Below are 26,942 nucleotides of genomic sequence, written 5' to 3' on the forward strand. Positions count from 1 at the left end.
TTCAAAGAGGCGCATATCGTTTAGGCGAATGACTCAATTTTGTTTAATTTCCCCCATAAGCATCCGCAGAACATTTTTTAAGTAATCCTCATATTTAAAATCAATGTTAATAAAGTGGTTTGAGTCTGGGTTGTCTTTCATGTTCCTGAAATCAGCATAGGTGAACCCTTGTGTCTCATCTTCTGATGAAATGGACACAGTCTTCTGCACAATAGTTGTGTTTTCCAGATTGGAAAGGAGATAGAGGGTATATAAGTCATGCAACGGCACCCCCTCTAACCCTGGCTGAAGTTTTTCATAAGCTTTTTGGTAATAGGTGAAAATCGGCAAGAATATATCCTTGAATGGGTTTCGGCTTTTCTCTGCCAGCAGCTTGATATGCTCCTCTTTCAATTGGGCATACTGGGTCACATTTAACGGAGCAACATAAACAGGGAGCCCGCTGTCTAATACGAAGTTAGTCGCAGTCGGATCGCCATGGAAATTGGCTTCTGCTATTTCCGTCACGTTGCCCGGGACAAGGAAAGCCCCTCCCATAAGATATACTTCTTTAACACTGTCTTTGATAAAGGGATACAAATTAAACGATAAGGCCATGGAAGTGTTCCGGCCGATATCTACAAAATATAAGTCATCATACTTGGAAGTGATGGCTAGAATCGAACTGAATGGCTGGGCTTTATAAACAAATGTATCCGGTATTGTGATGGGCCCAATCCCGTCCTCACCATGTATTTCGGGATAATACGGTTCATACTCCCCTGTCAGCGGTCTGGAAGCTCCGGTTATGACAGGTATATCTTCCCTCCCCGCCATTGAGAGAATATAGGCGGCATTTTTGGTTGCATCCTCTTTACTGACATTCCCAAACCCTGTCACGATCGCTTGAACATCAATGTCCGGACTGCTTAAAGCATAGATGATGGCAAACGTGTCATCTATGCCAGGGTCTGCAAATAATACAACTCTTTTCATTGCAAACTCCACCTTTCGGAAAAATTCTTGATATCACAGCATATTCAAGGGAAAGGAATTATACCCATATAAACATTCCAGAAATCGCAATCAGCACTTTATTCCTTTAAAGCAGCGGGGGACTGTCCCCCGCTGCTTTAAAGCGATAAAGTGGAAGGCAAATAAAAAACTTCCTATTGAATAGGAAGTTGAATGATCACGGTACTATTTTGTTGTTGGATGAGGATTATCCACAACTTGAAGAACTTCTGATGAAGGGATCATTTCGCTTTTGCAAATTGGGCAATGAGGCGTCTCTTCACTTTTGAAGTTATCCCTCATCCAGCCTTTGCAGTCCTCAGATGAACATTTCCATATCTTAGTTTCTTCTGTTTTGATTTCTTCTTCATTTCTTCTTCCAAATGCCATCGTGTCATTACCTCCTTTTTCATTCCAAAGCCGGTTTGTAAAATTTTCAGTGAAACTTTTAAACCCGGTTTTTACAAAAATAGCTACCCTGTTTCTGTTGGGTAGCTATTTTAAGTATCAGCACACTAAAATTATAATTTTACAACGTTAGCTGCTTGTGGTCCGCGGTTGCCTTCAACAACTTCAAATTCCACACGCTGACCTTCGTCAAGAGATTTGAATCCTTCGCCAGTGATAGCACTGAAATGAACGAATACGTCGTTTTCGCCTTCAACTTCGATGAATCCGAAGCCTTTTTCTGCGTTGAACCATTTAACTGTACCTTGTTTCATGAGTAGAAACCTCCAAAAAATAAAAAAAATTTAATATGTTACTTTTTTAAAATAAAAATTCACATATTATAAAAAGTACCGGCTGAGAAAGGCGATCACTTTTTATAATATGTGAATGGCTTTCGGTTTTGCGGTGTTTCAAATATTAATTCTGATACTCCTATTATAGTACATTAATTGATTTTGTCAAATAAGTAAATGGTAATGGTTTCCGGTACGATTATGAATAGAAAGTGCTATGATTTACGCTCCAGGTTCACGACTCCGCGGGGCGTGCGGTGAGCCTCCTCGGCTGCATATAAAGCGTAAGCGGCCGTACAGCGACGTACAGATTGGAGGGCTCCTGCATGAGATAAAGGAATCACAACGAACAAAGTGAGTTGATGATGACTTATCGCAAGGAAGGAGATCGAAATCTGCTAGTCGCTGGCCGCTGAAGCTAGAAGCGCCTGCGGGGTCTCACCTGTCCCGCTACTCCCGCAGGAGGTCGTGTACCTTCCGCTCCAATCACCCAAATTCAAGAATTCTTGCCCTTATAACTGTGCTCCATTTTTCTTAAATCAATCTAATTATGTAATTTGATAAAAAGGTAAATGGAAAGGAAAGAATCAGTATAGATTTCTTCCTTTCCTCTATCACAGATTAAATTTAACTAAGTAAGACCCGACTTTCCTATTTTTTGTTTCTTTTTCTGGAGGATTCAGCCGGAACGCCGCCTGGCAGTTCGCTGGTCGTTGTACCTTGACCTTCAACCTGAGCCGATCCCAATCCTGCTTTTGATGGATCTTGTTTCTTCTTAGCCATAAATATCACCTCGAAATATAGTATGACAAATCTCCCGGGAACTTATGTCACTATTTTTCGATGGGGCTTTTCAATTTCCATCCATCGATTGTGAAGCCGCCCATTTTCACAAGCACATAGCTGCTTAACTTTTCGAAATAAGAAACCATTTCCTCTTCTGTACCTGCTGATAAAGATTTCAGGAAAAGGGAAGAAAAATCCTTATCCGGGAACGGATCTTTCAAATACTTCTTCAAATAAGTTTCATCACTCAAGTAGGCACCGATTTGATAAAAGGGAATCTGTTCCACCGCAAGGAACTGACAGTATTGATTGAATAGTTCTTTTAGGGAATTAAAGTATACAAACCTTAAGTCGCTTCCCCCTTTTTCGTAGAGATCCAGCAGGTTATCGGCAGAATCCCAAATAGCGTACTTTATAAATTCCACTCCCGTTTCCCCTGTTTGTTCAAATGGCCTTTGCAGCCATTGGAGAGCTTCCTTCTTTAAAACTCCGATTGTCCCCTCATGATCAAAAAGGATCTCACCGGTCGCAAACTGTACTGCTGCATGAGTGCTTCTCTCTTCATGATCCCCTTCAAAATATTTTCTGATTTGTGCAGGGGGGTTGCAGAAGTATTCAATCAAATAACCTTCCACTAGTCTGTTTCCCCGCTCCCTCCAATCCTCTCCATCCTTTAAAACCATATGTACGTCGATATCCGACCTTTCAGATGGGTTTCCGGTAATGTAGCTTCCACAAACCATTACTCCAGCCAATTCAGAAGTATAAGGCCAATCTTCCAGAAAAATTTTCAGTGCTTTTCTCCAATTCTCCATGATTCTCCTGCTTTCAAAATGAATTCCGCAATATACGGTAATAATTTAAGATTTCCGTGGACAAAATACTAAAAAAACCAGGTTAAGGGTGTTTGGGCATGGTATTCAGATGGCGCGAAAAGAAACGAAGAGAGGAAGAGAAATCTATAGCCCACAGCCTCAACTTCGAAGGCTTAAAAGAAGAAATAAAAGATTCCTTGAAACAAAGTGCAGATCTAGCCTTCCATGAAATCGAGAAAGACGATCATCAAATTTTGATAATCTATTTAGAAAATATCATAAATTCAGATCAACTTCATCAACATATTGTCAAACCTCTCGAACGTACTTCGGATGAACTGGATGCAAGGTCGATTGCAAATAATATTAATATAGGGAAAATTTCCATTACAAACAGTCTGTTTGATATAACAGAAGCGATACTAAATGGGAACGTCTACATTTATGCAGAGGGTCAAGTCTGCGGAGTGCTTGCTGATATCGCGGAGAAGGCCAGCCGTTCACTTGAGAAAGCGGAAACAGAGTCGCTGGTTTTTGGTCCCAAGGTGGCATTTACAGAAGACCTGTCCACTAACATGAATGTTATCCGGAACAATGTCAATGATCCCAATCTTTGTGTGGAAGAATTCATCCTGGGATCCAGAGTGAAGACGAAGACATATCTCATTTATATTAAAGACATTGCGGAAGAAGAGAATGTCAACACTTTCAGACAGCGGATGAAAGATCTTGAGGTTGATAGCATAATCGACAGTTCCGTTCTGGCCCAAATGATTGAAGACAATTCCTATACAGTGTTTCCGCAGCTCATCACCACAGAATTGCCGGACCGTTTCAGTATCTCCCTTTTACATGGAAAGATTGGAATTCTTGTAGACAGAAGTCCTCAAGCCATTGTCGGTCCTTCAACATTCTTGAATTTCTTTGAATCAACAGAAGATATTTATATGAGATGGAACATGGGGACCTTTTTAAGGGTGCTCCGGTTCATAGCCATATTTCTTTCGGTTCTATTAACACCCGCTTATGTCGCGGTCCTTACCTATCACTATGAAGTCATACCTTCATCCCTGCTTGTTTCCTTGGGTGAATCGCGTTCTAAGGTGCCCTTCCCGCCCATGTTTGAGGCCCTTCTGCTGGAATTCATTATTGAACTTCTGCGTGAGGCCGGTGCCCGCCTGCCGACCAAAGTCGGTCAGACAATGGGTATCGTTGGAGGTATCGTCATCGGACAGGCAGCCGTGGAAGCCGGCTTCACGAGCAACATTTTGATCATCATCATTGCGATAAGTGCCTTGGGTTCATTTACCGCACCAAGTTATGCAATCGGGACAGCTGTCAGGATCATCCGGTTCCCTATCATCATTATGGCTGGGCTTTATGGAGGAGTGGGAATTGTATTCGCCTTTTCATTCCTGCTGATTCATCTGTTAAAGCTGACGACCCTCGGCAGACCTTATTTGTCGCCTATTTATCCGTTGACCCTTTCTGATTTACGATACAGCTTAATCAGACTACCATTTCAGTACATGGGAAAAAGGCCCGAAGCCAATTCAACCATCGATTCCGAAAAAATGAAAGACCAAAAGAAAGTCGAGAAAAAAGACGTAGACGAATAATAAAGGACAGTGTCTATGAAAATTAATGTGGATCCACCAAAAGCTTTAATGTTTAATTCATTTTTCATTATGTTTGTCGTTCATGTTGCTCAAACAGGTGTGGGCATTGCAGGACTGCCAAGAATTGTTTTCATGGAATCAGGCAACGATGCCTGGATTTCCGTTTTACTATCCGGAATTCTTCTGGCAACAGCCGTTTTCATCATCATTTTATTATTAAAAAACTATGACAGCGCCGACTTGTTCGGTATCCATAAAGACCTTTTTGGGAAGTGGCTGGGAGGCTTCTTCAGTGTCATTTATATGGGGTATTTATTCGTGGTGGCCTACCTGGTGATCATGCATTATACCGAAATGGTCCAAGCATGGATCTTTCCGCAAATGCCCACTTGGCTATTATCCGGCCTGCTCATTTTTCTGGCTGTTTATGCAGTACTAGGCGGTGTCAGGATCATAGTTGGTGTAAGTTTTATGACATTCATCCTAACTGCCTGGCTGCTTTTCATGATTACAGCGCCGCTAAAATATATGGATTACACCCACTTCTTCCCTATTTGGAACCACAGCATTAAAGAGATTGGAATGGGTATTTATAAAACTTCATTTTCTGTGATAGGTTTCGAACTCCTCCTATTCTTTTATCCATATATAAAGGACAAAAAGAAGGCTTTAAAATATTCATTATTCGGCATAGCGTATACGACAATGCTTTATTTTGTAGTTACGTTTGTCTCCATAGGTTTTTTTTCTGAAATGACACTCGAAAAGACGATTTGGCCTGTCCTGTCAATGTTTAAGATTGTGAGGATTCCCAATCTGGAGCGGTTTGAATTCATTGCAGTTTCCTATTGGATGCTTATCATCCTTCCTAACATCTGCCTGTATTTCTGGGCTGCCACCAGGGGAGTCAAAAGAGTATTTGGGCTTAAACATAAAAAGGCCATCTATTTGTTTGCAGTAGTACTATGGGGATGCAACTTTCTCATTGACCAGCGGATTGAGATGAATATCTTCACCGACAGGGTGGCGACAGTCAGCTTCGCCTTGACATTTCTTTATCCTGCCGCTCTCCTTGCCATTGTTTATGTAAAAAAATTATTTAAAAAACAAAAAGGAGGGTCCGCATGAAGAAGTATTTTAAGATAGCGGTTGTCATATCGGCGGCCATCCTCCTCGGGAGCTGTGTGGAAACAAGATACCTTGAGAAGCAGGGTTTGATCACAGCTGTCGGTTATGATAAATCTGAAGAGGAAAAACGCATTACCGGAACCATTGTATTCTACCAATTCAATCCTTCAATGCAAAACTTATCAACCGTCATTTCCGGAGAAGCAGATACAAGCAAGGGGATCAGAATGTCTGCAAACATGGAAACAGATCACAACCTGGTTTCAGGTCAGCTTCGCGTCGCTTTATATGGAGAAGGGATTGCCAGAGAAGGGATCAGTTCATTGGTGGACTCCCTCTCAAGGGATTCCGCAATTGGGAATATGACTTATTTGGCCGTCGCTGACCCCAGCGCTAAAGAGATCTTATCTTTTCAGCCAAAAAGCCAGCCAACCAATATGGGAACCTATCTCTATAACCTAATGCAGCTCAACATCCAAAACGAAGTCATTCCCAACCCGACCCTCCAATCCTTTCTGACAAGCTATGGATCTGTAGGGAAAGACGCCATTCTCCCCCATCTAACCATTATCGAGGATAAGGTGGGGATCAAGGGGTTTGCCCTATTCTCTGATGATAAACAGGTTGCCATCCTTGAAAGGGAAAAAATATTCTATGTCAGATCTCTCCTCAATAATATCAAGACAGGCAGTGTGGAGGTGGAACTTGAAAAAGAAAAATTCGAAAAAGAAATTCTAGAGGCCCAAGAAGATAAAATCGAGCAGCAAGAAGAAGATAAAGACGAAAAAATCCACATTACCATGGACAATATCAAAAACAGTTATGAGATCAATTTAATCGATAAAAACAAGCCTTCTTTTGAGATAAAACTGAAATTGGAATCAAGAATTCTTGAGATGAGCCTTCCCCTGAACTTATCAGAAGCAACTGTACTGAATAAACTGGAAGAAGAATTAGAGAAAGCAATGGAGAAGAAGGGCATGGAAATCTTAAAAGAGATACAGGAGACTGGTTCAGATCCCATAGGATTCGGTTCCTACTACCGCGCCTCCATCAGGGGCAAGGAAGTAACAAAAAAAATGTGGGCTGATAAATATCCTTCAGCAGAATTCAACTTGGATATTGATCTAAAAATCGTCAGGACCGGTATTATCGATTAACCAATGGTATATTTGTCTATTGTCTATACCAAACCTCCAAATTTTGCATTATAATGACATCAATAGCAGAATTATGGAGGTTTGCATGACCCTATTTAATACTTTTCAGAAAAAAATGTTCTATAATTACATATTTGGCTCACTCATTGCTGTTCTTGGAGTCGGTTCAGTTTTCATATTTCAAACTCTTGATCTTACCGGCAGACAATCTCTGCATATGCTTTTCATACTTTTTGCCTCCCTGGTGATTATGTTCTCAGCTGAGTATCTAGTTTACAGCAGGCATATAAGGCCAATAAAAGCGGTCTACCGACAACAGCATTAAACTCTTCAAGAATTGGAAAGAGCCTATATTCACAGCTTGAATTTCCCGGTTCTAACCGTTAAGAGGATCATGCTGCCGCATTTTTTGGGGCTTGCCATCCCTGCGACAATCCTTACCTATTCCTTTATCGTCAACGGTCATCTCGATCTACCTTATTCATATATAGCCTATGCATGGGCAGGCGCTTTTCTCATCGCCACTATGCATGCCCTTATTGAATTCTATCTAACTTTTCAAACCGCCGCACCGATAGTATGTGATTTGGCTGATAAGTCGATGAAATTGTATAATGTAAATTTTTCAAATACCAAGCATTTTCATATCAGCTTAAAAAGAAAGCTCTTGGCAGGTTCGCTTTTCCTTGCCCTCTTTCCCGTATTGTTATTCAGTCTGGCTCTACAAGTCCGCCTTTCGAGCACCTCACAGCTCCAATCTGATTACTGGGACTGGGCAGGCCTTTTGATCTTCATTATTCTAATACTCGCATTCTTCGGCACAATTCTATTATTCAGGAATATTGAGAAGCCTGTAAAAGAACTTCAAAAAGGGTTTCAAAATATAGAACACGGTAGACCAAAACACCTTCAGAACCCTTATTCTGATGAATTTTCACTTCTTATAAACGGTTTTAATAACATGGTGATTTCCTTGCAGCAGAAGGATAAGAAGAATGAACAGTTGATAGCCAGCTTCTTCGATGTTATTGCGGGGACATTGGATGCGAGAGACTCCTATACTGCCGGACATAGCAAACGGGTGGCGGATTATTCTGTCATGATTGCCGAACGCGCAGGCTGGCCGCTTTCCAAAATAGAATTACTTAGAAAATCAGCCCTTCTCCATGATATCGGGAAAATCGGGATAAGAGATGAAGTTCTGCTTAAAGATGGACGGCTGACAGAGGAACAATTCAACCAAATTAAACTCCACCCTGTTATAGGAGCCAATATTCTGGAGGGAATCAATCTTACTGAGGAGCTTCTCCCGATTCTTCCCGGGATCAAATATCATCATGAAAGACTGGATGGGAAAGGATATCCGGAGGGCCTGGCGGGCATGGATATACCTGCGTTTGGCAGAATGATCGCAGTAGCCGATGCCTATGATGCCATGACTTCAGACAGGCCTTACCGGCGGGGAATGAGCCCTCTCAAAGCTCTCTCCATTCTCGAACAAGGAAAAGGCACTCAGTGGGACCCTTCTTATGTGGACCACTTTATCTCTTTACAGCAGCAAAATATGGAGTTTACTACAGAACCAGCTTCCGCCCCTCGGTGAAGCTGGTTTTTTTGATAAAGTCCGGCGTTTACGTTTTAAGGGATGGAATAAAGAGAATATAAAAATGAATGGGACTATCTTTAGTCTCTTTATCATTTTTATAGGAGTGAAATTATGCCGGAGGGAAAATGGTTTCGCAGAGGATATGCAGTTGCTTTAATATTATTGATCATTTATTTAGGGACCTTGGTCGATTTTATATTCAGACCCATCACTGTCCTTGTGACAGCATTATTCGGGCCGATTGTACTTGGGGGCATCCTTTACTACCTTTTAAGGCCGCTGGTCAACTTTTTAGCCAAAAAGATGCCCAGGGCAGTGGCCATACTGCTTCTCTATCTCGCTGTCATCGGATTGATTACAGGAGTCATCTTCTACGTTGGCCCTATTCTTCAAAGACAGATCAACAGCTTGATAGATAATACGCCTGACCTTATTGAAAGCTTCCGAGAGGCATTGCTAAATTTACAGCAAAATGAATGGGTGTCAAGGTTTCAAAATGGAGACAGGTTTTCCTTTGAAGACATCACCAACAGGCTGACGGACTTTCTTAACGAAGCAGCTTCGACACTTGGGTCCAACCTAATGAATATTATAAGCACCATTACTAATATCATTGTGTTGATCATCCTTATCCCGTTTGTCCTTTACTACATGCTGAAGGATGGAAATAAGCTGTCAGGAAAAATTCTGAAGCTTGTACCTAAAAAGCATGAAAGAGAAGGAAAAAAAGTTCTGAGTGATATGGATGACGCATTAAGCTCCTATATCCAGGGGCAAGTAATCGTAAGTTTTTGTGTAGGAGTACTCGTCTATATCGGTTATCTGATCATCGGGCTGGATTATTCACTTATCATCGCGATCCTGACTATGCTGACAAATGTCATTCCTTTCATCGGGCCGTTTATCAGTGCGGTACCGGCTGTCATCGTCGGGTTCCTCCAGGAGCCGATAATGGCGCTGTGGGTGATTGTCGTAATCCTTGTTGTGCAGCAAATAGAAGGAAACCTGATTTCTCCTCAAGTAATGGGAAGAAAACTGGACATTCATCCTTTGACGATCATTTTGCTATTGGTTGTTGCCGGGAAATTCGCAGGATTCCTGGGATTGCTGTTGGCAGTTCCAACTTATGCAATATTGAAGGTCCTTTTCATTCATATTTACCGGTTTATAAAACTGCGTACAGATTTATAATGACATTCTTGACAGGGAAATCTATTCCCTGTCTTTTTTGCGGAAAAAACCGGACTCTTTTGAGACCGGTTCATCAGTAAGAAGACTTTTCAAGTGCTGCTGTCAGTATTTCTTTTTCTTGTTCTGTAAAAGGTTTAAGGTCCTTACCCTCCATCAGAAGAAGGCCATGAAATAACTGCAAGTCATCATCACATTCCTCACAGAATACCTTTTCATCTTCATTCCAAAAAGCAACAGTGTTCTTTTTTTGCTTCGTATGCTGAAACTTATTCTTAAGTTCCTCAACTAATTTTATAAATTGATTAAACGCTTCTTCCTCATTTGTATATACTGTTTCCTCTGTAATATCCTTTTCCCAGTCGGAAAAAAACCACCAGGGCTCTGCTTCTCCAGACATTCTTAATATCTTCCATGATGCCACTTTCAAACACCTCCGAATCCTACGGGTAAATTGTACAAAATTCTGTATCAATTAGAAAATCATCTGCCTCATTATCACCATCAAATAAAGGATTATTCATATTTTAGACAAGTTGCCGTTGGACAAGGCATATATTTGTACTAGTCCAAAGGAGGTTGTGTAATGAAATTTCTTGTTTTAAAAAAGGGGTCTCTTATTTTATTTATTATTGGATTTCTGGCACTATCCGTTGGTGCAGTTTGGATGCTGCTGCCCAGGGAATCCTATCCCACTGTGACAATGAATGGCGAAAATCCTGATGTTCAAGTGATCCAGCTTGTAACAGGTGAGTTTTCTTCCAGTACAGAGGACGGTAAAGAGATAGAGGCATACAGATGGGATCCGGGTACGATTGTTGTGGAAAAAGGAAAAGAAGTCCAATTCCGCATCTATGGAGTGAACGGAATGGCGCATCCGTTCCATATTGAAGGGACCGATATAAAGGGAACAGTCAAAAAGGGAGAAGAGTCTGTTTTCAATGTGACATTTGATAAAAAGGGAACTTACAGGCTGGTATGTGAAGCCCATGAAACCATTGATAAAAATGGCCCAATGATTGGGTATATTGTTGTTAAATAAGGAAAGGCTGCCCTCATAAAACGGGGCAGCCTTTGTTATACCAGCATCCCGCACATAAGTCCGAAAAAGGCTGTAAGCATTCCGCCGCCATAGCTGACAGCCAAGTATAATAAAGCGTCCCTTCCATTTCCTGATCGATTGAGATTTAATGCTTCCACCATAAAAGTCGAATAGGTCGTAAAAGCCCCTAAAAAACCCACGCCGAAAAACGCATAAGTCAAGCCTGCCATCCCCTGGCCTAATAGTATCCCAAGAAGAAATGCGCCTGTCAGGTTAACTACCAAAGTTGAAATAGGAAAGTTGTTGGCATTGAGCTTCTGTTTCAAATAGCTGCCTGCCGCAAAACGCGCGATGGCTCCTATAAACCCTCCACAGGCTACCGCTAATAAATTCAATTTTGCCTATCCCCTTTCAAGTTGCAAACATTAAGGCCAGCCCAGGCAAAGGCCAGACCGCCACCCGCACTGAAGAAAAAGTAGAGAAAAGCCAAAGTAAACTGATCTTCACTCAAGAGCCCTATCGTTTCTACGCTGAAGGCGGAAAAGGTCGTAAACGAACCAATCATTCCAGTACCGACCGCAGCCGCCAGGCCTGGAGGTATCCTCTTATTCTTAAGCCACGTTTCAGTCAGCAGTCCCAAAAGAAAGGATCCCGCCAGATTGGCAGCAAGAGTCCCATATGGAAAGGCGGCTGGATTAAGACCCAATAGAAGGTTACCCAAAAGGTATCTCAATAAACTGCCTGCAGCTCCGCCGGCACCTACCAGAATATAAATCATTCATTACACTTCTTTCCAATATGTATAAGTAAAAAGCACACTCCTCTATTCTAACCCTGCGGGATTAAAATAAAAAGAAGTGTGCATCTATTCAAGTCTTACTATTATCTGTTTAATCATTGTATGATTTACACACCGGGTTCAATCATTGATAAATTGCCCTAACACAATGAAAGCCCTGCCTCTCGATCATCCTTATGGCTCCTAGGCCATGCCAGTGAGAATTAGGGGGAAATCTAGCAATAACATTTATCATACAATCCATCTCATGTATCGGATAATGTTTTAGCTTTTTTGCTGGATTGAAAAAAGCTGCCTTATTCTTCAGCGGACTTCTAAATCCGGCTGGATAAGGATTTAAAAAAATCGATCAAGTATGTTTTGATCTTCAGAAGAATGTTGGATGTACTACTACGGAGATTAGTAGTCAGTAAGACCTGACTGAATTGTGGTTTATACCCACAAACAATAACTATACACGATGTGTGAATGAATGTCAATAACAAAACAATCAACACAAGGACAGTGCTTTTATTTCCGCTACAGGTGCACGACTCCGCGGGGCGGGCGGTGAGCCTCCTCGGCTTTGCCTGCGGGGTCTCACCTGTCCCGCTATTCCCGCAGGAGGTCGTTCACCCTCCGCTCCAATCATACATTGTTTATACGGTTTATACTTGAAACAAAAGACATTAACAATAAATATCCACTCATCTAATGATAAACCAAGCAATACTCAAATGAAATATATAAAAATGAAAAGGCAGAAATCATTAACGAATTCTGCCTCCAACTTTTAAAATATTTTTCTGTTCTCCTCAATAACTATATATTCATGTTAATTTCCCAAAAGTATCCTGCTCAACTTTTTTATTCCGCTGAGATTTTCTTTCTGAGCACTGCGGTTCCGGCGATGAGCAGCAGTCCGAGGTACAGATATACCGGATATAGAACCAGTTGGCTTTTTACCAAGCCGCTTTCTACTTGATCAGCTTCTTTCTGCTCCTTTTTGTCAGGGACAGCAGGCAATTCACCTATAAGCTGCTCTTTTCCATCCATCAGATACACCAGGCCGCCATCGGGAGCTACTGAAATTTCAGCTTCTTTATCGATAGGGCTCGTATACTCGATTTCTCTATCTGTGAAAAATTCCTTCTCTCCAATGCTAAACGTTTCTCCTTTAGGGATAATATGATGGCTGAATTGGTTTAAACCATAATCCAAAAGAGCAGAGGTATCTTGATAGGCTGCTTTCTTAGACTGGGCTTTCAAGAGAACCACCGCAACCGAGAAATCATCATTCGATGCGGTCGTGACCAATGTATGTTTGGACTCGTCTACATACCCGTTCTTGCCGCCTGTCACTTCCGGGTAGACAATTTCCCCTTTTACCATCTTATGATGATTAAAAAGGGTTGTTTCCCACCCTTCTCCCATCCAGTCAAACTCTTTTAAAGAAAATAACTCTCTAAATGAGTCATTTTTCATGGCATAGGAGGTAATGAGAGCCATATCTTCAGCAGTCGTGTAATGGTCTTTGGAATAGAGACCATGCGGATTATTAAAATGAGTATTCTTTACACCTGCCTTTTCCGAAAGAAACTCATTGAGATTTTTACTAAAAGAGTCAACTGAACCGTCTATATGCTCAGCTATGGCCACTGCGGCATCATTTCCGGAATTGATCATCATTCCGGAAACCAGCTGCTTTAAGGTCATTTGTTCACCTTCCAGTAAATATACTGAGGAGCCCTCTGTATCTGCTGCTTCTTTACTGATTGTCACCATGCTGTTCAGATCACCTTTTTCAACCGCGTAAATTGCAGTTGCTATCTTGGTGATGCTTGCTGGCGACATGCGCCTTTTGGCATTTTTCGAATAAAGGATTGTACCTGTATCAGTATCTATCATGACCCCGCTTTGGCTGAAGAGCATTGAAGGCTTCTGGTTCTCTTCCGCTTCTGCAAAGGCTGTTTGTGAAGTAATCAATAATAATATGATGGCGATTAATAACTTTTTCACAGAAGGTCCTCCTTCCTATAGGATAAATTAAAAAGACACTAAACATTTTATCAGAAAAAGTGGTTTCTCAACCATTGACACAGAAATTTAACAGAGAGGTAAAAAGGGATATATAAGATTATCAGCATTGCTAATGGGGAATAAAAGTACTATCTCTGTTACGGGAGGATTTTCATGAAGAGAAGAGTGCATTTACTAATCGAAGGACATGTGCAAGGTGTCGGTTTTCGCTACTATACTAAAAGCAAAGCGGACGAGCTAGACCTTTCCGGCTGGGCAAAGAACCTGGCGAATGGCTCAGTTGAAATTGAAGCACAAGGAAAGGAATCCAATATAGAAGAATTTGTTACCTTTGTTAAAAACGGGGCAAGCCCCGCTTCACGCGTGGATGTCTGTCATATCAACGAGCTTGAAGTAGATGAAACTGCAGACAAAATATTCAAGACTCTATGAAGTTCTCAAATGGTGTTTCAACAGGTGCAAAAACAATTATAATGAAGACTGGCCTAAAGATGGTCAGTTTTTTAATGTCGAATTTTATCATTGCAGTAAAAACTGGCAAAACTATTTCAGCGATTTTTGCAGGATTTTTGAAACTTTTATAGTATTGAATCGTAATAAATAGTAATGAGGTTAACCATTATAGTTAGATTTAAGGAGTAGATGACATGAAATCAATACCTCTTACATTCTTAAAGCTGTTTTTAGGAATCAACGGGTTTTTTATCACCTTCCTCGTCTTGATTTTTGGATTCGAGCAGCCATTTCTTATTGGAGCAGCCGGCGGTGCAGCTGCTGCCTATCTTGTTTCCACTATGGGGAAATGGGTGTATACCAAAAGATTTCTTAAGAAAAACGGAATCACATTAAAGGATTACCGTTATATTGATAAAAATTTAAAAGAGGCAAAGACCAAAATCAAACGCCTTCAAAAGACACAATTCCAAGTCAGGTCTCTCGGCGCCTTTAAACAAATATTGGAGCTTAACAGGCTGGCGAAAAGAATCTATACAATTGTTAGAAAAGATCCGAAGAAGTTTTATCAGAGCGAGCAATTCTTCTTCTATCACTTAGACTCCGTCGTGGAACTTTCGGAGAAATATACTTATCTTGCCACACAGCCAATTAAAAACGACCAGGTTTTCCAGTCTATAAAAGATGCAAAAAGAACCTTGCATACTTTGGAAGACTCTCTCCAGGAAGATCTTATGAATGTACTTTCAAATGATATCCAGACATTGGATTTTGAATTGGATGTAGCCCGAAAAAACAAAAAATAAGAAGGAGCATTTTTTTATGAACTCAAACAATACAACTGACTTTAAAAATGATGATTTAGAAAGCCTTTTGGCTGACCCCTTTGCCAGCAATACATCAAATGGTAATGAAGTGAGCAATGCCCCAGTCATGCTGGCTGACCGGCTGACACCTGAGCACAGACAGAAAGCGCAGGAAATTGCCAAGCAGATCGACATGCACAACAGCCAGGCCATCCTGGAATACGGGACGGCAGCGCAAGCCCAAATGTCTAATTTCTCTCATTCCATGCTTGACCATGTCCAGAAGAAAGATGTCGGCCCAATCGGGGATGTACTGAATGACTTGATGAAGAGATTGAAAGAAATGAATCCCGAGGAACTCTCTGATGAGAAGAAAGGATTTGTAAAAAGGTTTTTCGGCAAGCTGTCCAGTTCAATCCAGGAAGTTCTTTCAAAATATCAAAAGATCGGCAGCCAGGTAGACAGAATTTCGGTTAAACTCGAGCATTCTAAAAATGTCCTGATTGATGACAACCGCTTCCTCGATGAACTTTACGAAAAGAATAAAACCTATTTCCAATCCCTTAATATCTATATCGCTGCGGCGGAATTAAAGCACGAAGAATTATCTTCCGTGACAATCCCCGCTTTAAGAAGGAAAGCCGAATCCACACAAGATGACATGGCTTATCAAGAGGTCAATGATGCCTTGCAGTTCCTGGACCGGCTGGAAAAAAGAATACATGATTTGAAAATCAGCAGACAAATGACCATCCAGACAGCACCGCAGATCCGCTTGATTCAAAACACAAACGGTGCTTTGGCAGAAAAAATACAATCTTCGATATTAACCAGTATTCCATTATGGAAAAATCAGATAGCCATCGCCCTGACACTGTTTCATCAGAAAAAAGCTGTTCAGGCACAGAAGCAAGTGTCCGATACAACCAACGAGTTGCTATTGAAAAATTCACAAATGCTTAAAACCAACAGTATAGAGGCAGCAAAAGAGAATGAGCGTGCCATCATCGATATGGAAACATTGAAAAAAACACAAGAAAATCTCATTTCCACAATCGAAGAGACATTGAGGATCCAGCAAGAAGGACGTTCAAAGAGGCAGCAGGCTGAAAAAGAACTTATCTCTATGGAAAATGATCTGAAGAACAAGCTTCTTCGTTTAAAATAAGTACAACAAAAAAAGGCTGTGATTAAACAGCCTTTTTTGTGTCTTTAAAGTGGTCCGCCTCCACTGCTGTTATTATACCGGTTCACTTCATTCATGCTTTGTGCATAGGCATAGTCTTGATTATCTGATGTGCTGCGGTCGGTGGAGTAAGGTTTCTTCTTAAAATCATGGTAAACAGCATAAACAAGGACCAAGACGAAAGGAATAGCGAAGAACAGCCAAAACATATCACTAACCTCCTTTTCCCCATTATACCATTATTTTGCATTTAGTGTTTTCCTTCTAAATTTACAATGGCATCTGTTATTCGTTCATGTTCCCTTTCAGCTATTTCATTCGTGATAATTTCTTCCTTGAGTAAATTATCAATTGCTTCATGTTCGGCATAAAGCGTATGTTTTATTAGTGTATTCATCTGCTCCTCTTTTAGATTAGGCATTTTATCAAACAACTCATTTATTTGCGCTTTCAACATATCCAGCCTTTTTTCATAGGTATCAATCAGTTCTTCAGAAACCGGATCGGTGATATAAAGTTTTCGTTTAACTCTATGGATTTCTGTAATGGCTGTTTCATAACGGTGAAGCTGAGCTATCAACTCTTCAAACTCAAAAGCCCCTTCCTTCTGAGGTTTTACCCCCAGCCAGCCAATCAATGGTTTCAAGGATAGTCCTTGAACAACAAGCGAGAACAAGACGACGCTGAAAGCAAGAACCAAGACATCTTCCCTGCCGGGGAAATCCCTTGGCAGGCTCAGGACAAGCGCTACTGAAAGAGAGCCCTTCAATCCGCCCCAATTCAGGATATGCTGCCATTTTATCGGGAAACTCTTGATCAAGGCCAGACTGGAGTATACCGCAATACTTCTTGCTATCAGGACGAGTGGAATGGCCGCAAGGATCAGCTGCCACTTATCAACTAAATCAATCCTGGTAATCTCGAGTCCAACCATCAGGAAAACCAGGGAGTTGGCCAGCAAAGCCGCAACATCCCAAAAATTGTTGATGTTCAGCTTGGTTGTCGGGCTCATACCGATCCGGGCTCCGTAGTTACCAAATATCAAAGCTGCAACTACAACGGCAATAACACCTGAAGCATGGACACTTTCCGCCATTAAAAATGAGCCATAAAATAAGATGACACTGAAAATGATTTCCAACGGATAATCATCAAAGTACTTTGTGAGGATAGAGAATCCAAAACCAAGTGACCCACCGATGATCAGGCCGAGCGACACGACTCTGATAAACTCCCAAAGTCCGCTTCCAAGCCCTGCCCATCCAGCATCCAGATAGGAAAGCAGGTAAAAAGCAGAAATGTTAAAAAGAACGACGGCCAGCCCATCATTGAACAAACTTTCTCCTTCAATGACCACAGCAAGCCTCTTATTGACTCCGACACTCTTGAAGATGGAGAGAACACTTACTGGGTCTGTCGCACTCATCAAAGCTGCAAACACAAAGGCTGCAGGTATGGAGAAATCAAAAAAGTAGTATGTGCTGAACCCGATGATGAGATAGGATAAAAAAGTTCCCGCAAAAGCCAGAGAAAAAATCGGCTCCTTATTATCCTTCAAATGGGAAAATGGAAGTTTAAGGGCAGCTTCCCCCAGCAGCGCAGGCAGGAAAAGAGTGATGATGACAAAGTTGAAGACTTCCCCTTCCGTTATGAACAACTTCAATGGCTCCAAGACCGGAATATCCAGCAGGCCGATCAACGCACCGATAATGACAAGCGCAATCGGATAAGGCTGTTTTAATTTTTTTGCAATGGCAGTGATTCCTGCTGCAATCATCACTAATATCAGCCCAAGTTCGAATATATGATGCAGGTCCAATTCATGCATGATATGACTTCCCTTCTTTAAATACTGAGAAAATATGTACCGTACCAGCGTTTCTTATTATCCGCCAGTCACAAATGATTATAAAATACATTGATATGAGAACTATGTTGCCCAGTCTATTTCATTTGGTTCATATTTATTTATATTATCCATTACAGCAGTCGGTAAAACACAAAAACCCGCCACATTGATTTGTGACGGGTTTGTTTGTTGAATTTTTACAAGCTTTTAATAAGCAGACGCCTTAACAATGGAAACAGGACATCCGGAAGTTCTTCTACATCGGATACAAGGATGCTGAACTTACCATAGATGTTCTCGATCATTTTTCGTTGCGCCTCTTCAATTTCTTCATTGGACAGGAACACATTGATGACTTCGATTCCTTGTTTTCTCGCTTGCAAAACGGCTTCATGTGTATCTACGATACCGTTTTGTTCATAACCAAATGCAGCGGGTTCACCATCTGAAAAAACAAGAAGGAATTTTTGCTTTTCGCTTCGCTGCAGAAGTCTCTCTGCCATAAGCCTGATGGCAAATCCGTCCCGGTTGTCTTCCTCCGGCTGCAGACCCATGATTTCCGGACCGCTTCCCGGCTGAAGGCTGCTTCTGAAATCGAGCACCGCATTCATATAATTCGGCTGTTTGGTCTCTGTGGCATGGTTTGTGTCTTCCCAAAACCCAACAACCTCGTGCGGTACCCTGACTGATTTCAATGATTCATGGAACAGTGTAATGCCGAGTTTGGTTTGATCCATTTTGTCATACATGGAGGCTGAACAGTCCACAAGCAGTGAAAATACTGCATCAATTTCAGTGGATGGATTCTGCTTCTTATAAAATAACCTCGGGTTATCGTCAGTCAGGAACCGTAGAAGCTTTTTGTTTAAACGCCCAAAGTGAAGATCGCTTCGCGGCTGGATTTTCTTATGCTCCAATGTTTTTTCGATCATTTTTTGGAGTTTTTTCTGATAAGGAGAGATCAGCCCTTTGTTTACATCATAAGCTTTGACTTCTTCATAATCAGGCCTGTCAGGGGTGATGAAGATAGGATAAGCAAATCGGTTCTCTTTTCCATACTCCGTCTCTCCTCCACCTTTTTCGTCTTCCTTATCCTGGCGTGCAGCTTCCATTTGCGAGTAATCTTTATTAGCTGTCTCCTGTGAAGAACCCTGCACCATTCCAAGCGCCTGATCCCCTTCATCCCCTTCTCTGACTCCATTCCCCATCAAGTCAGACTTCGACCCTTGATCCAAGTCGAACTGAAGGAAAGCATCACCTTTATCGCTCGTTTCTCTGTGCCAGGTTCTCATCTCTTCTTCAAACACTTCTTCTTCTCCCGTACTCTTTTCTTCTAGAGTATCGTCGTTTTGAAGAGGGTCTCTCCTTTTCAGATCATCCATGGTCAAGCCCTTCTCATCCAAGTCATACACTTTTTCCGGCAGGTGAAAATATTCATTAAGCATATCCTTCTCAAGAATTTCCTCAAAAACATCCATTAATTCCAGGCAGATCCTGCTTACGTCTTTTGAAGACCTGGTTTCATAGAATTTTGAAAGAGAATCCTTGATAAACGGCATGGCAAGATCAATTCGATCATTAATGGAAATCTCCTGTTCAAGCGGCGATTGTGCGTTGAGAATCAGATACATACTGTTGAACAGCGCATCAGTAAATACGCTTTTCACCATATTCACCTTTAACTGTGACTGGAAGTGCTGCCGGTACAGTTTTCTACGGGTATTGAACGCTTTTTTGGTACCCGGCCTCTCCCTCTTGCAAATTTCCTCAAGGCGGATGTCCTCCCCCAGAACGTACAATTGCTTTCCAAGGCTGGGAAGGTTGGTCGCCCTTACCTTTTTCACATACCTGGCCGTCTCTGCAAAATCAGTATAATGCAAGTTACCGATTGTCCTTAGAAAAATATCGCTCTTCAACCCATAGAGTTCTTCCAACTTGCTTCTGTGATCCCAAAAATGGGTTACATAGACTGTATTATTTTTGGAGTCTAAATAAGAATGCGGGCCGTATTCGAGCTCCATTTCCCCGTTTTTCGACAGCGTCTTCGCCAGATCAGACAGTTCCATAAATAAGAATGAATCAATCTTTTCATCGTTAAACTGTATAAATCTTCGCATACAATCAACCCTTACTCAAAAAGAGTTTCCGCAATATTATGGATGGCGGCTTTCTCCCTGTCATCTTCCAGCTTATCAATAATTCCACGCTGAATAGCCCTTAATGGAGGAAGGTACACAGCTAGGTCACAGGCATCAATCAATGCCCGGATGGAAGCCGACTCTTCAGATATCTGGCCATTCCTTACTTGAACGAGGAGGTCAGAAGATAATGAGATGAATTTTTCGACGAGCTTTTCATCCTGCAGCTTGCTCTGGGATAGAATGACTGTTTTTAGTGTTTGGCCGCTGATATAAGGAACATCTATTACTACAAACCTGTTCTTGAGTGCTTCATTCAGAGGAACAGTTCCAACATAGCCTTCGTTGATTGCTGCAATGACACCGAAAGTTTCTGAAGCCTTGATGACATCCCCGGTGAATGGATTTGTAATCATACGGCGGTAATCCAGGACGCCGTTCAGTATCGGAAGTGTTTCGGGTTTAGCCATATTGATTTCATCGATATAAAGAAGATGTCCGCTTTTCATTGCTTCAATGACAGGACCTTCAATGAATTCAATCGTGTTTTTACCATCTTTTTCGGCAATTGTTTTATAACCAAGGAGTGCTTCCGCGTCCATATCCACTGAACAGTTAATACTGTGCATCGGTTGAGAAAAAATAGAAGAAAGCGTGTCGGCAAGCTTTGTCTTCCCTGAACCCGTCGGCCCTTTCAAAAGGACATTTTTCCCCATTGCAAGAGCAATGACAGCATCCTCAATGATTGCAGCATCTTCTGCCGTATAGCCTCCCTCTCCGATCAGGGTTTTGTCTTCACTTCCGGCAAATTGTGCTTTTCTATTTGATAAAATACCTGAAACAGCTTCAGGCAGTTGGTTTTCTATATTCATATTTATTACTTCCTTCCTAAAACGAAAATTCTGCACTAGAAACCATTCTACATGTAAAAACGTTTTCACTGCAACGATGGAAGTTCAGGAGGGGTTTCCCTGTCACCTTTATTACTTGCGCATAGGTTTATCTAGTTGTTATTGTCCCCCTTCAGCTTGAGTATCCCTTCTGTAATGGCACGTTTCCCTTCTTAACGTACCCTTCAGACTGAATTTCCCTTCTATAGCGGCACGTTTCTCTTCTAATCGAACCTCTTCAGCTTGATTTCCCTTCTGTAACGGCACGATTCTCTCCTAATCGTACCCCTTCAGCTTGATTTCCCTTCTGTAATGGTACGTTTCTCTTCTAATCGTACCTCTTCAGCTTGAATTTCAGTTCTATAACGGCACGTTTTTCTCCAAATCGTACCCCTTCAGCTCGAATTCCCCTTCTATACTGGCCTTTTCCAAATCTGCACAATAAAAAAGCGGTGAACCGCATAAGCCATTCACCGCTTTTTTCATATTACTTCACTTCTTCAAAGTAATCTTTGTAGAAGCCACCCATTTTTCCGCTGTCATCTATCACGAAAAGGTAATCTTCAGATTCATTTTTAACTTCATATGTTTTTCCTGCCGTCAAAACATTTTCCACCTTATATTTCGCTGCATCGGTATGTACACACTTTACTGTTTTGATGGATGGACGGTTTGTCCAGTCACGATGTATCATATATCTTTCTCCTTTCTGGATCTTTCCCTTAAGTATATTCTTCAACGCTGAACACTTCAATAGTCTGTTTCCTTTTTGCTGTACTCTCATTTAAAAACACAGCTGAATTCACCATTTAGGCATTCAAAACCGGTCTACCTCCATCAGTCCTAAGATGGTATAGTAGAGTTATATAGACTTGAAAGGTTGAATAAAATGAAAAAGCTATTAAATCGACTGCTGGCGGTCGTGGTTTGCCTGTTACTGATTTATTCAACGGCACACCGCCCAAATGAAGAAGATTTTAATAGGTGGCTAGAAAATAAATATGATATTTCCTGCGCTTCAATTTCGTGTACAAAGGAAGATGAAGAAACCGGAAAAGTACGTACCCTTATTGTTACTGGTTCACGCACAAAAGAAGGTTATCTTTTTTTCAATACGGTTGCAAGGGTTTTTGAGGGCAAGGAGGGGAAACAGACAACCATTAAAGCGATCGGTTTCTTTGGACATTATTATACGATCGTAGAGGAGATTGACCGCCCTGAACCGCGCGGTTAATCTCATTCCCCACTTTTGATGACACCATTTGCCGCCCTCTTCCTCTTTCTATATAAGAAAATTCCGCTTATCAAGATGATCAATAACACCACTGCCGATAAAGCGGTGGAAAGATGTTCAATGATAACCGTAAATGTGGAGGGAAAAATCCTCCCAATCTGAAAATAGATCATGCACCAAACAAAAGCAGCGGGATAAGCGGCAAACATGAATTTCGCTGCCGAAATTCCTGAAGCACCTGCTACGTAAGGCATGAACAGCCGTATTCCTGGAATGAAATAACTGAAAGAGATCCCTGCCGCTCCGTATTTCTCCAGCCAAAATTGCCCTTTCTGTATCAATCTTCTGGACTTCGCCTTCTCAAATTTATCAAGGATGCGTGTCTTTGCCCACCTGCCAATACCATAACCAAAAGTTCCTGAGCTGATGACTCCCAGATAAGTTGCTGTAAATGCGGCGACAGGCGAGTATCCTTTCCATTCGGTTAGAACGCCGGAAAAAGCGGCTGCAGCTTCATTTGGAAGCGGAAACCCGATAAAGATCAACCAGCTGAATATAAACATGGCAAAGTAGCCAAGGTCATTCACAAGTTCAATCAACAGTGACATGCCCTTCCTCCTGTCCTAAGAGCAAATAGTGATTTTATCCAGTATATACCCAATAATCATAGGTGGAGTACTTTTGGAATCCCAGTTTCCTTAAAACAGGTGCGGAGTGGCCCTGTCTTGCCTGGCAAGTGGCGAGTAATGCTCCCTTCAATCTTGCATGGCCAAGGCGGAATGAAACCATATCTGAATAAATCCCCTGATGGCGAAATTCAGCGAGGACCCCGCTTCCATTCATGAACATGATATTTCCATCACTGCTGTACCTGTAGTTACTGTAGGCCACCGGCAATGAATCTTTCAGAGCAAGAATATATCCCCCGTTTCGATAAGGAGAATCAATGTAACTCTTTCTTTGATTGAATATGGATTCCTGCTGCTCCTCCGGATAATTCCAGATAAGTGAAGAAACTTCAACAAGACTCCGGATGTCTTCATCGCTCTTTACTTCAATATAATTTATATTCTTGTTTATTAATGGTTCACCTGAATATTGGTCGAGAAAGTAAGCAACTCCATCATATCTGTCTGTGACACTATATCCATCTTTCTCTAATATAGGAGTGAAACGTTCGCTGTCTGAAGCCTCAAGCCAAAGACTAAAAGGAACATCCCCATAAAATTTTTTGATCTTATCCCACTGTTCCTGCATGAGATGGCTTCCTTCAATAGAAAGTTCAACGACCTTATTACTTAAAACATTATGCATTTTAGGATTCTTGGTTGCTTTTACCCCTTCTTCCTCAATCGTTTCGATATAGGAGGGAATCCATTCCTCTTCATAATCCCAGTGATGGGCTTCTATCGCTTTAATTACATCCAATTTATTCATTTTTCTTTTCCTGCTGCCTTTCAGTAAATTTATCTTTCAGTTTCCAAGAGGCCTTCCACTTCATCCTCAGACATCCCTAAAAGAAGGAGCTGTTTCTTCAGTTTTTGATGATATTCCTGGCTGACAAATGGTTTTGACCCTCTTAAGATTTCTCTTGCATAATGAGCAGGAGGGCGGGTTTCTTCCCCTCTGTGATTCACAATGAATGTAAGAACATTAGGGATCAAAACACCATTTACTTCCACATTCACCAGTGCTGCCCGATATCTTCCCGGGACGACTCCTTCTCTCTCATAAAGGTAATCCACCGCTTCAAAAGGCAGCCTGTAAACGACACCTTCTGTGAGACCGCCATCCTCAATGATATCTCCCCGCCCTCCATCTTTTACAATGAAAGTATACTTCATTGAGTATCCAGCCAAGGTCCCTTTTCCAAGTGGTTCCTGGAAATGGTGATCGACTCCGGCAAGTTTGAATCTTTCCAAGTCCATGCAGGATCCATAGGCAAAATAAAGGAGGGCTTCCGGCTTCTGCTCCATGAATGTATGCAGGGTCCAGTCCCCTGATGCAATGTAATTTTTAAAGAGAGAAGATTGAAAACCAGTATAATAGATGACATCAACCGGACCTTTATCTGTTTGAGCATCTGTAACCTGCCTCATATACAGATTGTCATCATTATTCTCTTTATAATCCTCGAGGTCATCTATACTCTCCAGTACGGTTTGATTAATTTCATATATTTCACCGAATACCCGGTCGTTTCCTTCCTTCACTGCAGGATAGCCCTCTCCTGTATCATAAAGTTCACCTTTAATCCAAGCTTGCTCGGAAACGAGTTTTGAATCCTCCAAATAATAATTGTATTTTTGATTTTTTCTTAGCGATCCATAAACAAAGATCTTCATGGTATCTAGAGTCCTCCCTGTCTTAGAAAATATGTATATAGTAGACTATATAAAAATACAGAACTGCTAAAACTTATCTATATAATTCATTCTACATTGCTTTCAAATTCTCCTTTTTCCCAGATTAACGTATCCTTTCTTGAATTAGCAAACAAATACTTCGAATCCATTACAACCAAAAGAGAAGCTGGCGGTTTCCTGCCAGCTTCTCTTTTATACCCTCAACTGTGAAGAGCTTTTTTTTCAGCTTCTTCCTTTAACTTGAATTTCTGTATCTTTCCTGATGCCGTCATCGGGTAAGCATCTGTAAATTCTATATAGCGGGGAATCTTATGGCGTGAAATCTTACCTTTACAATATTCACGTAGTTCATCCGCTGTTGCATCTTCATCTTCTTTTAGAATGATCCAGGCCATTACCTCTTCCCCATAAACTTTGTCCGGGATACCTACAACTTGAACATCCAATACCTTAGGATGAGTGTAGAGGAATTCCTCTATCTCCCTTGGATATATATTTTCGCCGCCCCTGATGATCATATCTTTTAAACGGCCGGTAATCCTGCAGTATCCATTCTCATCCATTACAGCCAGGTCACCAGTATGCAGCCATCCGTTCGAATCAATCGCCCCAACTGTCGCTTCCTCATTTTTGTAATACCCTTTCATGACATGGTATCCTCTTGTACATAATTCACCCTGCACCCCAAAAGGCACTTCTTCATCTGTACCAGGCTGGACAATTTTTACTTCCACATTAGGAAGCGCCCGGCCAACCGTTTCTACACGAAGTTCAATCGGATCATCCGTCCGCGTCTGGGTTATGACAGGAGACGATTCCGTCTGCCCATAAGCGATGGTGATTTCGTCTGCTCCCATCCTTTCGATGACACCTTTCATGACTTCTATAGGGCAATTGCTCCCCGCCATGATCCCTGTCCTCAGGGACGAAAGATCAAACTGATCAAAATCAGGATGATTCAGCTCAGCTATAAACATTGTCGGAACTCCGTGAAGACCTGTACATTTTTCATCTTGAACAGTTTGTAAAACCGTTCCCGGATTGAATTCCTGGACTGGAACCATCGCAGCACCGACAGATACACATGCCATTGTACCAAGTACACAGCCAAAGCAATGGAAAAAGGGCACAGGAATGCACAGTCGGTCTTCATTTGTCAATTTCATACATTGCGCAATATTGTATGCATTATTAACGATATTACTGTGAGTCAGCATAACGCCTTTTGGAAATCCGGTTGTACCTGAAGTATACTGCATATTGATTACATCATCTGGATGGAGGTCTGCCATCCGCTCATCCAGCTCGATTTCTTCAACAGACTCTCCCATTCTTAAGATGTCATCCCAGTTATATGTACCGCTGTAGCGATTCTCCCCTAAAACAATGACATTTTTCAGCGCCGGCAGACGTTTGCTTTCAAGATTGCCAGGCTGGGAATCTTTTAATTCAGGACAAATTTCGTACAGCATATCTATATATGAAGCATCCCTGTACTGATCCATTAACAGAATGGTTGTTGCATCAGACTGTTTTAACAGATATTCAAGCTCCGCAGTCCGGTAATTTGTATTGACTGTTACCAAAACGGCTCCCATTTTCCCGGTGGCAAACTGGCTGGCCAGCCATTCAGGAGTATTAGTCGACCAAGCTGCCATGTGTTCCCCTTTTTGCAGCCCCAGCCCCATTAAGCCTTTCGCGACTTTACGGCAGTATAAATCAAACTCCTTATAAGACATACGTAAATTCCGGTCACTATAAACGACCGCATCTCTTTCCCCTTGCAGTTCAGCCTTTTCTTCCAATAATCTGCCTATTGTTAAATTCAACAAGTTCGACAACGTACTTCCCCCAATCAAGCAAAAGATTTTTACCTTGTGGAACAGGAATTCATCTGTCTGACCTGATGTTCATTTCTCCACATCACCGCCTTTATATTATCATAAATTTTAGAATATTAAAAATACTAATCTTTTGATTATCATTGTTAGTCCAGTAAAAGGCTGCTGGCAAACGGATTAATAACAAGTTATAGCAAGGAGCTGATTAACAAATAAAAATGCAATTGGAAAAATTTTTTATAAAAAAATGCGTATACCCCCTTTTCAGATGACGGGATTAA

Annotated in this window: 30 protein-coding genes; 10 read left to right on the forward strand and 20 right to left on the reverse strand. The window is 41.5% G+C overall.

The annotated features are described in order from the left end of the window. Nucleotides 1-33: 33 nt before the first annotated feature. The 5 genes from ACOJQI_RS13515 to ACOJQI_RS13535 form a co-directional block, all read right to left on the reverse strand. Nucleotides 34-975: a nucleoside hydrolase gene (locus ACOJQI_RS13515; RefSeq protein ID WP_421378686.1), complete on the reverse strand. Its 942-nt coding sequence runs from the start codon at nt 973-975 to the stop codon at nt 34-36. Nucleotides 976-1,179: 204 nt separating this feature from the next. Next, nucleotides 1,180-1,383, reverse strand: coding sequence for a cold-inducible protein YdjO-related protein (locus ACOJQI_RS13520; protein ID WP_421378688.1), 204 nt, complete (start codon nt 1,381-1,383; stop codon nt 1,180-1,182). A gap of 131 nt (nt 1,384-1,514) precedes the next feature. Further along, nucleotides 1,515-1,715: a cold-shock protein gene (locus ACOJQI_RS13525; protein ID WP_006834898.1), complete on the reverse strand. Its 201-nt coding sequence runs from the start codon at nt 1,713-1,715 to the stop codon at nt 1,515-1,517. Between the two features lie 672 nt (nt 1,716-2,387). Continuing rightward, nucleotides 2,388-2,519: a YuzL family protein gene (locus ACOJQI_RS13530; protein WP_421378692.1), complete on the reverse strand. Its 132-nt coding sequence runs from the start codon at nt 2,517-2,519 to the stop codon at nt 2,388-2,390. Nucleotides 2,520-2,569: 50 nt separating this feature from the next. After that, nucleotides 2,570-3,337, reverse strand: coding sequence for a nucleotidyltransferase domain-containing protein (locus ACOJQI_RS13535; protein ID WP_421378694.1), 768 nt, complete (start codon nt 3,335-3,337; stop codon nt 2,570-2,572). 98 nt (nt 3,338-3,435) lie between these two features. Here ACOJQI_RS13535 and ACOJQI_RS13540 point away from each other — a divergent pair, with 98 nt between their 5' ends. The 5 genes from ACOJQI_RS13540 to ACOJQI_RS13560 all read left to right on the forward strand — a co-directional run bounded on the left by ACOJQI_RS13540 (nt 3,436) and on the right by ACOJQI_RS13560 (nt 10,041). After that, nucleotides 3,436-4,956, forward strand: coding sequence for a spore germination protein (locus ACOJQI_RS13540; protein ID WP_421378696.1), 1,521 nt, complete (start codon nt 3,436-3,438; stop codon nt 4,954-4,956). A gap of 15 nt (nt 4,957-4,971) precedes the next feature. Next, entirely contained in the window at nt 4,972-6,084 is a 1,113-nt protein-coding gene (locus ACOJQI_RS13545) for a GerAB/ArcD/ProY family transporter (protein ID WP_421378698.1), read from the forward strand. After that, nucleotides 6,081-7,244, forward strand: coding sequence for a Ger(x)C family spore germination protein (locus tag ACOJQI_RS13550; protein ID WP_421378700.1), 1,164 nt, complete (start codon nt 6,081-6,083; stop codon nt 7,242-7,244). The genes ACOJQI_RS13545 and ACOJQI_RS13550 overlap by 4 nt, the downstream gene beginning before the upstream one ends. A 394-nt stretch (nt 7,245-7,638) precedes the next feature. After that, nucleotides 7,639-8,847: an HD domain-containing phosphohydrolase gene (locus ACOJQI_RS13555; RefSeq protein ID WP_421378702.1), complete on the forward strand. Its 1,209-nt coding sequence runs from the start codon at nt 7,639-7,641 to the stop codon at nt 8,845-8,847. A 114-nt stretch (nt 8,848-8,961) separates the two neighbouring features. Further along, the gene (locus tag ACOJQI_RS13560) at nt 8,962-10,041 is read left to right on the forward strand and encodes an AI-2E family transporter (RefSeq protein WP_421378704.1); all 1,080 of its coding nucleotides are present in this window, start codon (nt 8,962-8,964) and stop codon (nt 10,039-10,041) included. Between the two features lie 73 nt (nt 10,042-10,114). Here ACOJQI_RS13560 and ACOJQI_RS13565 read toward each other — a convergent pair whose 3' ends face one another. Then, nucleotides 10,115-10,462: a DUF1033 family protein gene (locus tag ACOJQI_RS13565; protein WP_421378706.1), complete on the reverse strand. Its 348-nt coding sequence runs from the start codon at nt 10,460-10,462 to the stop codon at nt 10,115-10,117. Between the two features lie 162 nt (nt 10,463-10,624). Here ACOJQI_RS13565 and ACOJQI_RS13570 point away from each other — a divergent pair, with 162 nt between their 5' ends. Next, on the forward strand, nt 10,625-11,080 hold the full coding sequence (locus ACOJQI_RS13570) for a cupredoxin domain-containing protein (protein WP_421378708.1): 456 nt from the start codon (nt 10,625-10,627) through the stop codon (nt 11,078-11,080). Nucleotides 11,081-11,115: 35 nt separating this feature from the next. On the opposite strand, the gene ACOJQI_RS13575 is transcribed toward ACOJQI_RS13570, so the two are convergent. The 3 genes from ACOJQI_RS13575 to ACOJQI_RS13585 all read right to left on the reverse strand — a co-directional run bounded on the left by ACOJQI_RS13575 (nt 11,116) and on the right by ACOJQI_RS13585 (nt 13,877). After that, entirely contained in the window at nt 11,116-11,475 is a 360-nt protein-coding gene (locus ACOJQI_RS13575) for a fluoride efflux transporter FluC (protein ID WP_421378710.1), read from the reverse strand. Then, entirely contained in the window at nt 11,472-11,858 is a 387-nt protein-coding gene (gene crcB, locus ACOJQI_RS13580) for a fluoride efflux transporter CrcB (protein ID WP_421378712.1), read from the reverse strand. Before crcB ends, ACOJQI_RS13575 begins: the two co-directional genes overlap by 4 nt. An 867-nt stretch (nt 11,859-12,725) precedes the next feature. Then, a complete protein-coding gene (locus ACOJQI_RS13585; RefSeq protein WP_421378715.1) occupies nt 12,726-13,877 on the reverse strand; it encodes a D-alanyl-D-alanine carboxypeptidase family protein in 1,152 nt (383 codons plus the stop codon). A gap of 174 nt (nt 13,878-14,051) precedes the next feature. Between ACOJQI_RS13585 and ACOJQI_RS13590 the strand changes: the two genes are divergently transcribed. The 3 genes from ACOJQI_RS13590 (at nt 14,052) to ACOJQI_RS13600 (ending at nt 16,325) form a co-directional block, all read left to right on the forward strand. Continuing rightward, entirely contained in the window at nt 14,052-14,330 is a 279-nt protein-coding gene (locus ACOJQI_RS13590; RefSeq protein ID WP_421378717.1) for an acylphosphatase, read from the forward strand. 215 nt (nt 14,331-14,545) lie between these two features. Continuing rightward, a complete protein-coding gene (locus tag ACOJQI_RS13595) occupies nt 14,546-15,157 on the forward strand; it encodes a 5-bromo-4-chloroindolyl phosphate hydrolysis family protein (protein WP_421378719.1) in 612 nt (203 codons plus the stop codon). A gap of 16 nt (nt 15,158-15,173) precedes the next feature. Next, on the forward strand, nt 15,174-16,325 hold the full coding sequence (locus ACOJQI_RS13600; RefSeq protein WP_421378722.1) for a toxic anion resistance protein: 1,152 nt from the start codon (nt 15,174-15,176) through the stop codon (nt 16,323-16,325). A 44-nt stretch (nt 16,326-16,369) separates the two neighbouring features. Here the strand turns inward: ACOJQI_RS13600 and ACOJQI_RS13605 are convergent, their stop codons facing one another. From ACOJQI_RS13605 to ACOJQI_RS13635, 7 genes are all read right to left on the reverse strand, one after another. Then, nucleotides 16,370-16,552 carry a hypothetical protein gene (locus ACOJQI_RS13605; RefSeq protein ID WP_421378724.1) on the reverse strand — a complete coding sequence of 61 codons (183 nt, stop codon included), beginning with the start codon at nt 16,550-16,552 and terminating at the stop codon, nt 16,370-16,372. 41 nt (nt 16,553-16,593) lie between these two features. Next, on the reverse strand, nt 16,594-18,171 hold the full coding sequence (locus ACOJQI_RS13610; RefSeq protein WP_421378726.1) for a cation:proton antiporter: 1,578 nt from the start codon (nt 18,169-18,171) through the stop codon (nt 16,594-16,596). 218 nt (nt 18,172-18,389) lie between these two features. Then, complete coding sequence (locus tag ACOJQI_RS13615; RefSeq protein ID WP_421378728.1) at nt 18,390-20,309, reverse strand: vWA domain-containing protein; 1,920 nt, start codon at nt 20,307-20,309, stop codon at nt 18,390-18,392. Between the two features lie 11 nt (nt 20,310-20,320). Next, the gene (locus ACOJQI_RS13620; RefSeq protein WP_421378731.1) at nt 20,321-21,202 is read right to left on the reverse strand and encodes an ATP-binding protein; all 882 of its coding nucleotides are present in this window, start codon (nt 21,200-21,202) and stop codon (nt 20,321-20,323) included. A 138-nt stretch (nt 21,203-21,340) separates the two neighbouring features. Next, the gene (locus ACOJQI_RS13625) at nt 21,341-21,487 is read right to left on the reverse strand and encodes a hypothetical protein (RefSeq protein ID WP_421378733.1); all 147 of its coding nucleotides are present in this window, start codon (nt 21,485-21,487) and stop codon (nt 21,341-21,343) included. 93 nt (nt 21,488-21,580) lie between these two features. Beyond that, entirely contained in the window at nt 21,581-21,706 is a 126-nt protein-coding gene (locus ACOJQI_RS13630) for a hypothetical protein (protein ID WP_421378735.1), read from the reverse strand. Between the two features lies 1 nt (nt 21,707). Continuing rightward, nucleotides 21,708-21,914, reverse strand: a complete 207-nt coding sequence (locus ACOJQI_RS13635) for a DUF6501 family protein (protein WP_421378737.1) — start codon at nt 21,912-21,914, stop codon at nt 21,708-21,710. A gap of 195 nt (nt 21,915-22,109) precedes the next feature. On the opposite strand from ACOJQI_RS13635, the gene ACOJQI_RS13640 reads away from it, so the two are divergent. After that, nucleotides 22,110-22,454, forward strand: a complete 345-nt coding sequence (locus tag ACOJQI_RS13640) for a hypothetical protein (RefSeq protein WP_421378739.1) — start codon at nt 22,110-22,112, stop codon at nt 22,452-22,454. A gap of 2 nt (nt 22,455-22,456) precedes the next feature. On the opposite strand, the gene ACOJQI_RS13645 is transcribed toward ACOJQI_RS13640, so the two are convergent. The 4 genes from ACOJQI_RS13645 to ACOJQI_RS13660 all read right to left on the reverse strand — a co-directional run bounded on the left by ACOJQI_RS13645 (nt 22,457) and on the right by ACOJQI_RS13660 (nt 26,652). Continuing rightward, nucleotides 22,457-23,062, reverse strand: a complete 606-nt coding sequence (locus ACOJQI_RS13645) for a DedA family protein (protein WP_421378741.1) — start codon at nt 23,060-23,062, stop codon at nt 22,457-22,459. 34 nt (nt 23,063-23,096) lie between these two features. After that, nucleotides 23,097-23,891: a GNAT family N-acetyltransferase gene (locus ACOJQI_RS13650; RefSeq protein WP_421378743.1), complete on the reverse strand. Its 795-nt coding sequence runs from the start codon at nt 23,889-23,891 to the stop codon at nt 23,097-23,099. A gap of 29 nt (nt 23,892-23,920) precedes the next feature. Continuing rightward, nucleotides 23,921-24,799, reverse strand: coding sequence for a gamma-glutamylcyclotransferase (locus ACOJQI_RS13655; RefSeq protein ID WP_421378745.1), 879 nt, complete (start codon nt 24,797-24,799; stop codon nt 23,921-23,923). Between the two features lie 221 nt (nt 24,800-25,020). After that, the gene (locus ACOJQI_RS13660) at nt 25,021-26,652 is read right to left on the reverse strand and encodes an AMP-binding protein (RefSeq protein ID WP_421385473.1); all 1,632 of its coding nucleotides are present in this window, start codon (nt 26,650-26,652) and stop codon (nt 25,021-25,023) included. Nucleotides 26,653-26,942 lie beyond the last annotated feature (290 nt).

The sequence above is a fragment of the Bacillus salacetis genome, assembly GCF_049177075.1.
Lineage (GTDB): Bacteria > Bacillota > Bacilli > Bacillales > Bacillaceae_B > Rossellomorea > Rossellomorea salacetis_A.

Coding starts and splice junctions, on each gene's coding strand:
- ACOJQI_RS13515 (WP_421378686.1), bottom strand. CDS start 975: ATGAAAAGAGTTGTATTATTTGCAGACCCTGGCATAGATGACACGTTT.
- ACOJQI_RS13520 (WP_421378688.1), bottom strand. CDS start 1,383: ATGGCATTTGGAAGAAGAAATGAAGAAGAAATCAAAACAGAAGAAACT.
- ACOJQI_RS13525 (WP_006834898.1), bottom strand. CDS start 1,715: ATGAAACAAGGTACAGTTAAATGGTTCAACGCAGAAAAAGGCTTCGGA.
- ACOJQI_RS13530 (WP_421378692.1), bottom strand. CDS start 2,519: ATGGCTAAGAAGAAACAAGATCCATCAAAAGCAGGATTGGGATCGGCT.
- ACOJQI_RS13535 (WP_421378694.1), bottom strand. CDS start 3,337: ATGGAGAATTGGAGAAAAGCACTGAAAATTTTTCTGGAAGATTGGCCT.
- ACOJQI_RS13540 (WP_421378696.1), top strand. CDS start 3,436: ATGGTATTCAGATGGCGCGAAAAGAAACGAAGAGAGGAAGAGAAATCT.
- ACOJQI_RS13545 (WP_421378698.1), top strand. CDS start 4,972: ATGAAAATTAATGTGGATCCACCAAAAGCTTTAATGTTTAATTCATTT.
- ACOJQI_RS13550 (WP_421378700.1), top strand. CDS start 6,081: ATGAAGAAGTATTTTAAGATAGCGGTTGTCATATCGGCGGCCATCCTC.
- ACOJQI_RS13555 (WP_421378702.1), top strand. CDS start 7,639: ATGCTGCCGCATTTTTTGGGGCTTGCCATCCCTGCGACAATCCTTACC.
- ACOJQI_RS13560 (WP_421378704.1), top strand. CDS start 8,962: ATGCCGGAGGGAAAATGGTTTCGCAGAGGATATGCAGTTGCTTTAATA.
- ACOJQI_RS13570 (WP_421378708.1), top strand. CDS start 10,625: ATGAAATTTCTTGTTTTAAAAAAGGGGTCTCTTATTTTATTTATTATT.
- crcB (WP_421378712.1), bottom strand. CDS start 11,858: ATGATTTATATTCTGGTAGGTGCCGGCGGAGCTGCAGGCAGTTTATTG.
- ACOJQI_RS13590 (WP_421378717.1), top strand. CDS start 14,052: ATGAAGAGAAGAGTGCATTTACTAATCGAAGGACATGTGCAAGGTGTC.
- ACOJQI_RS13595 (WP_421378719.1), top strand. CDS start 14,546: ATGAAATCAATACCTCTTACATTCTTAAAGCTGTTTTTAGGAATCAAC.
- ACOJQI_RS13600 (WP_421378722.1), top strand. CDS start 15,174: ATGAACTCAAACAATACAACTGACTTTAAAAATGATGATTTAGAAAGC.
- ACOJQI_RS13605 (WP_421378724.1), bottom strand. CDS start 16,552: ATGTTTTGGCTGTTCTTCGCTATTCCTTTCGTCTTGGTCCTTGTTTAT.
- ACOJQI_RS13610 (WP_421378726.1), bottom strand. CDS start 18,171: ATGCATGAATTGGACCTGCATCATATATTCGAACTTGGGCTGATATTA.
- ACOJQI_RS13615 (WP_421378728.1), bottom strand. CDS start 20,309: ATGCGAAGATTTATACAGTTTAACGATGAAAAGATTGATTCATTCTTA.
- ACOJQI_RS13620 (WP_421378731.1), bottom strand. CDS start 21,202: ATGAATATAGAAAACCAACTGCCTGAAGCTGTTTCAGGTATTTTATCA.
- ACOJQI_RS13630 (WP_421378735.1), bottom strand. CDS start 21,706: ATGAAAAAAGCGGTGAATGGCTTATGCGGTTCACCGCTTTTTTATTGT.
- ACOJQI_RS13635 (WP_421378737.1), bottom strand. CDS start 21,914: ATGATACATCGTGACTGGACAAACCGTCCATCCATCAAAACAGTAAAG.
- ACOJQI_RS13640 (WP_421378739.1), top strand. CDS start 22,110: ATGAAAAAGCTATTAAATCGACTGCTGGCGGTCGTGGTTTGCCTGTTA.
- ACOJQI_RS13645 (WP_421378741.1), bottom strand. CDS start 23,062: ATGTCACTGTTGATTGAACTTGTGAATGACCTTGGCTACTTTGCCATG.
- ACOJQI_RS13650 (WP_421378743.1), bottom strand. CDS start 23,891: ATGAATAAATTGGATGTAATTAAAGCGATAGAAGCCCATCACTGGGAT.
- ACOJQI_RS13655 (WP_421378745.1), bottom strand. CDS start 24,799: ATGAAGATCTTTGTTTATGGATCGCTAAGAAAAAATCAAAAATACAAT.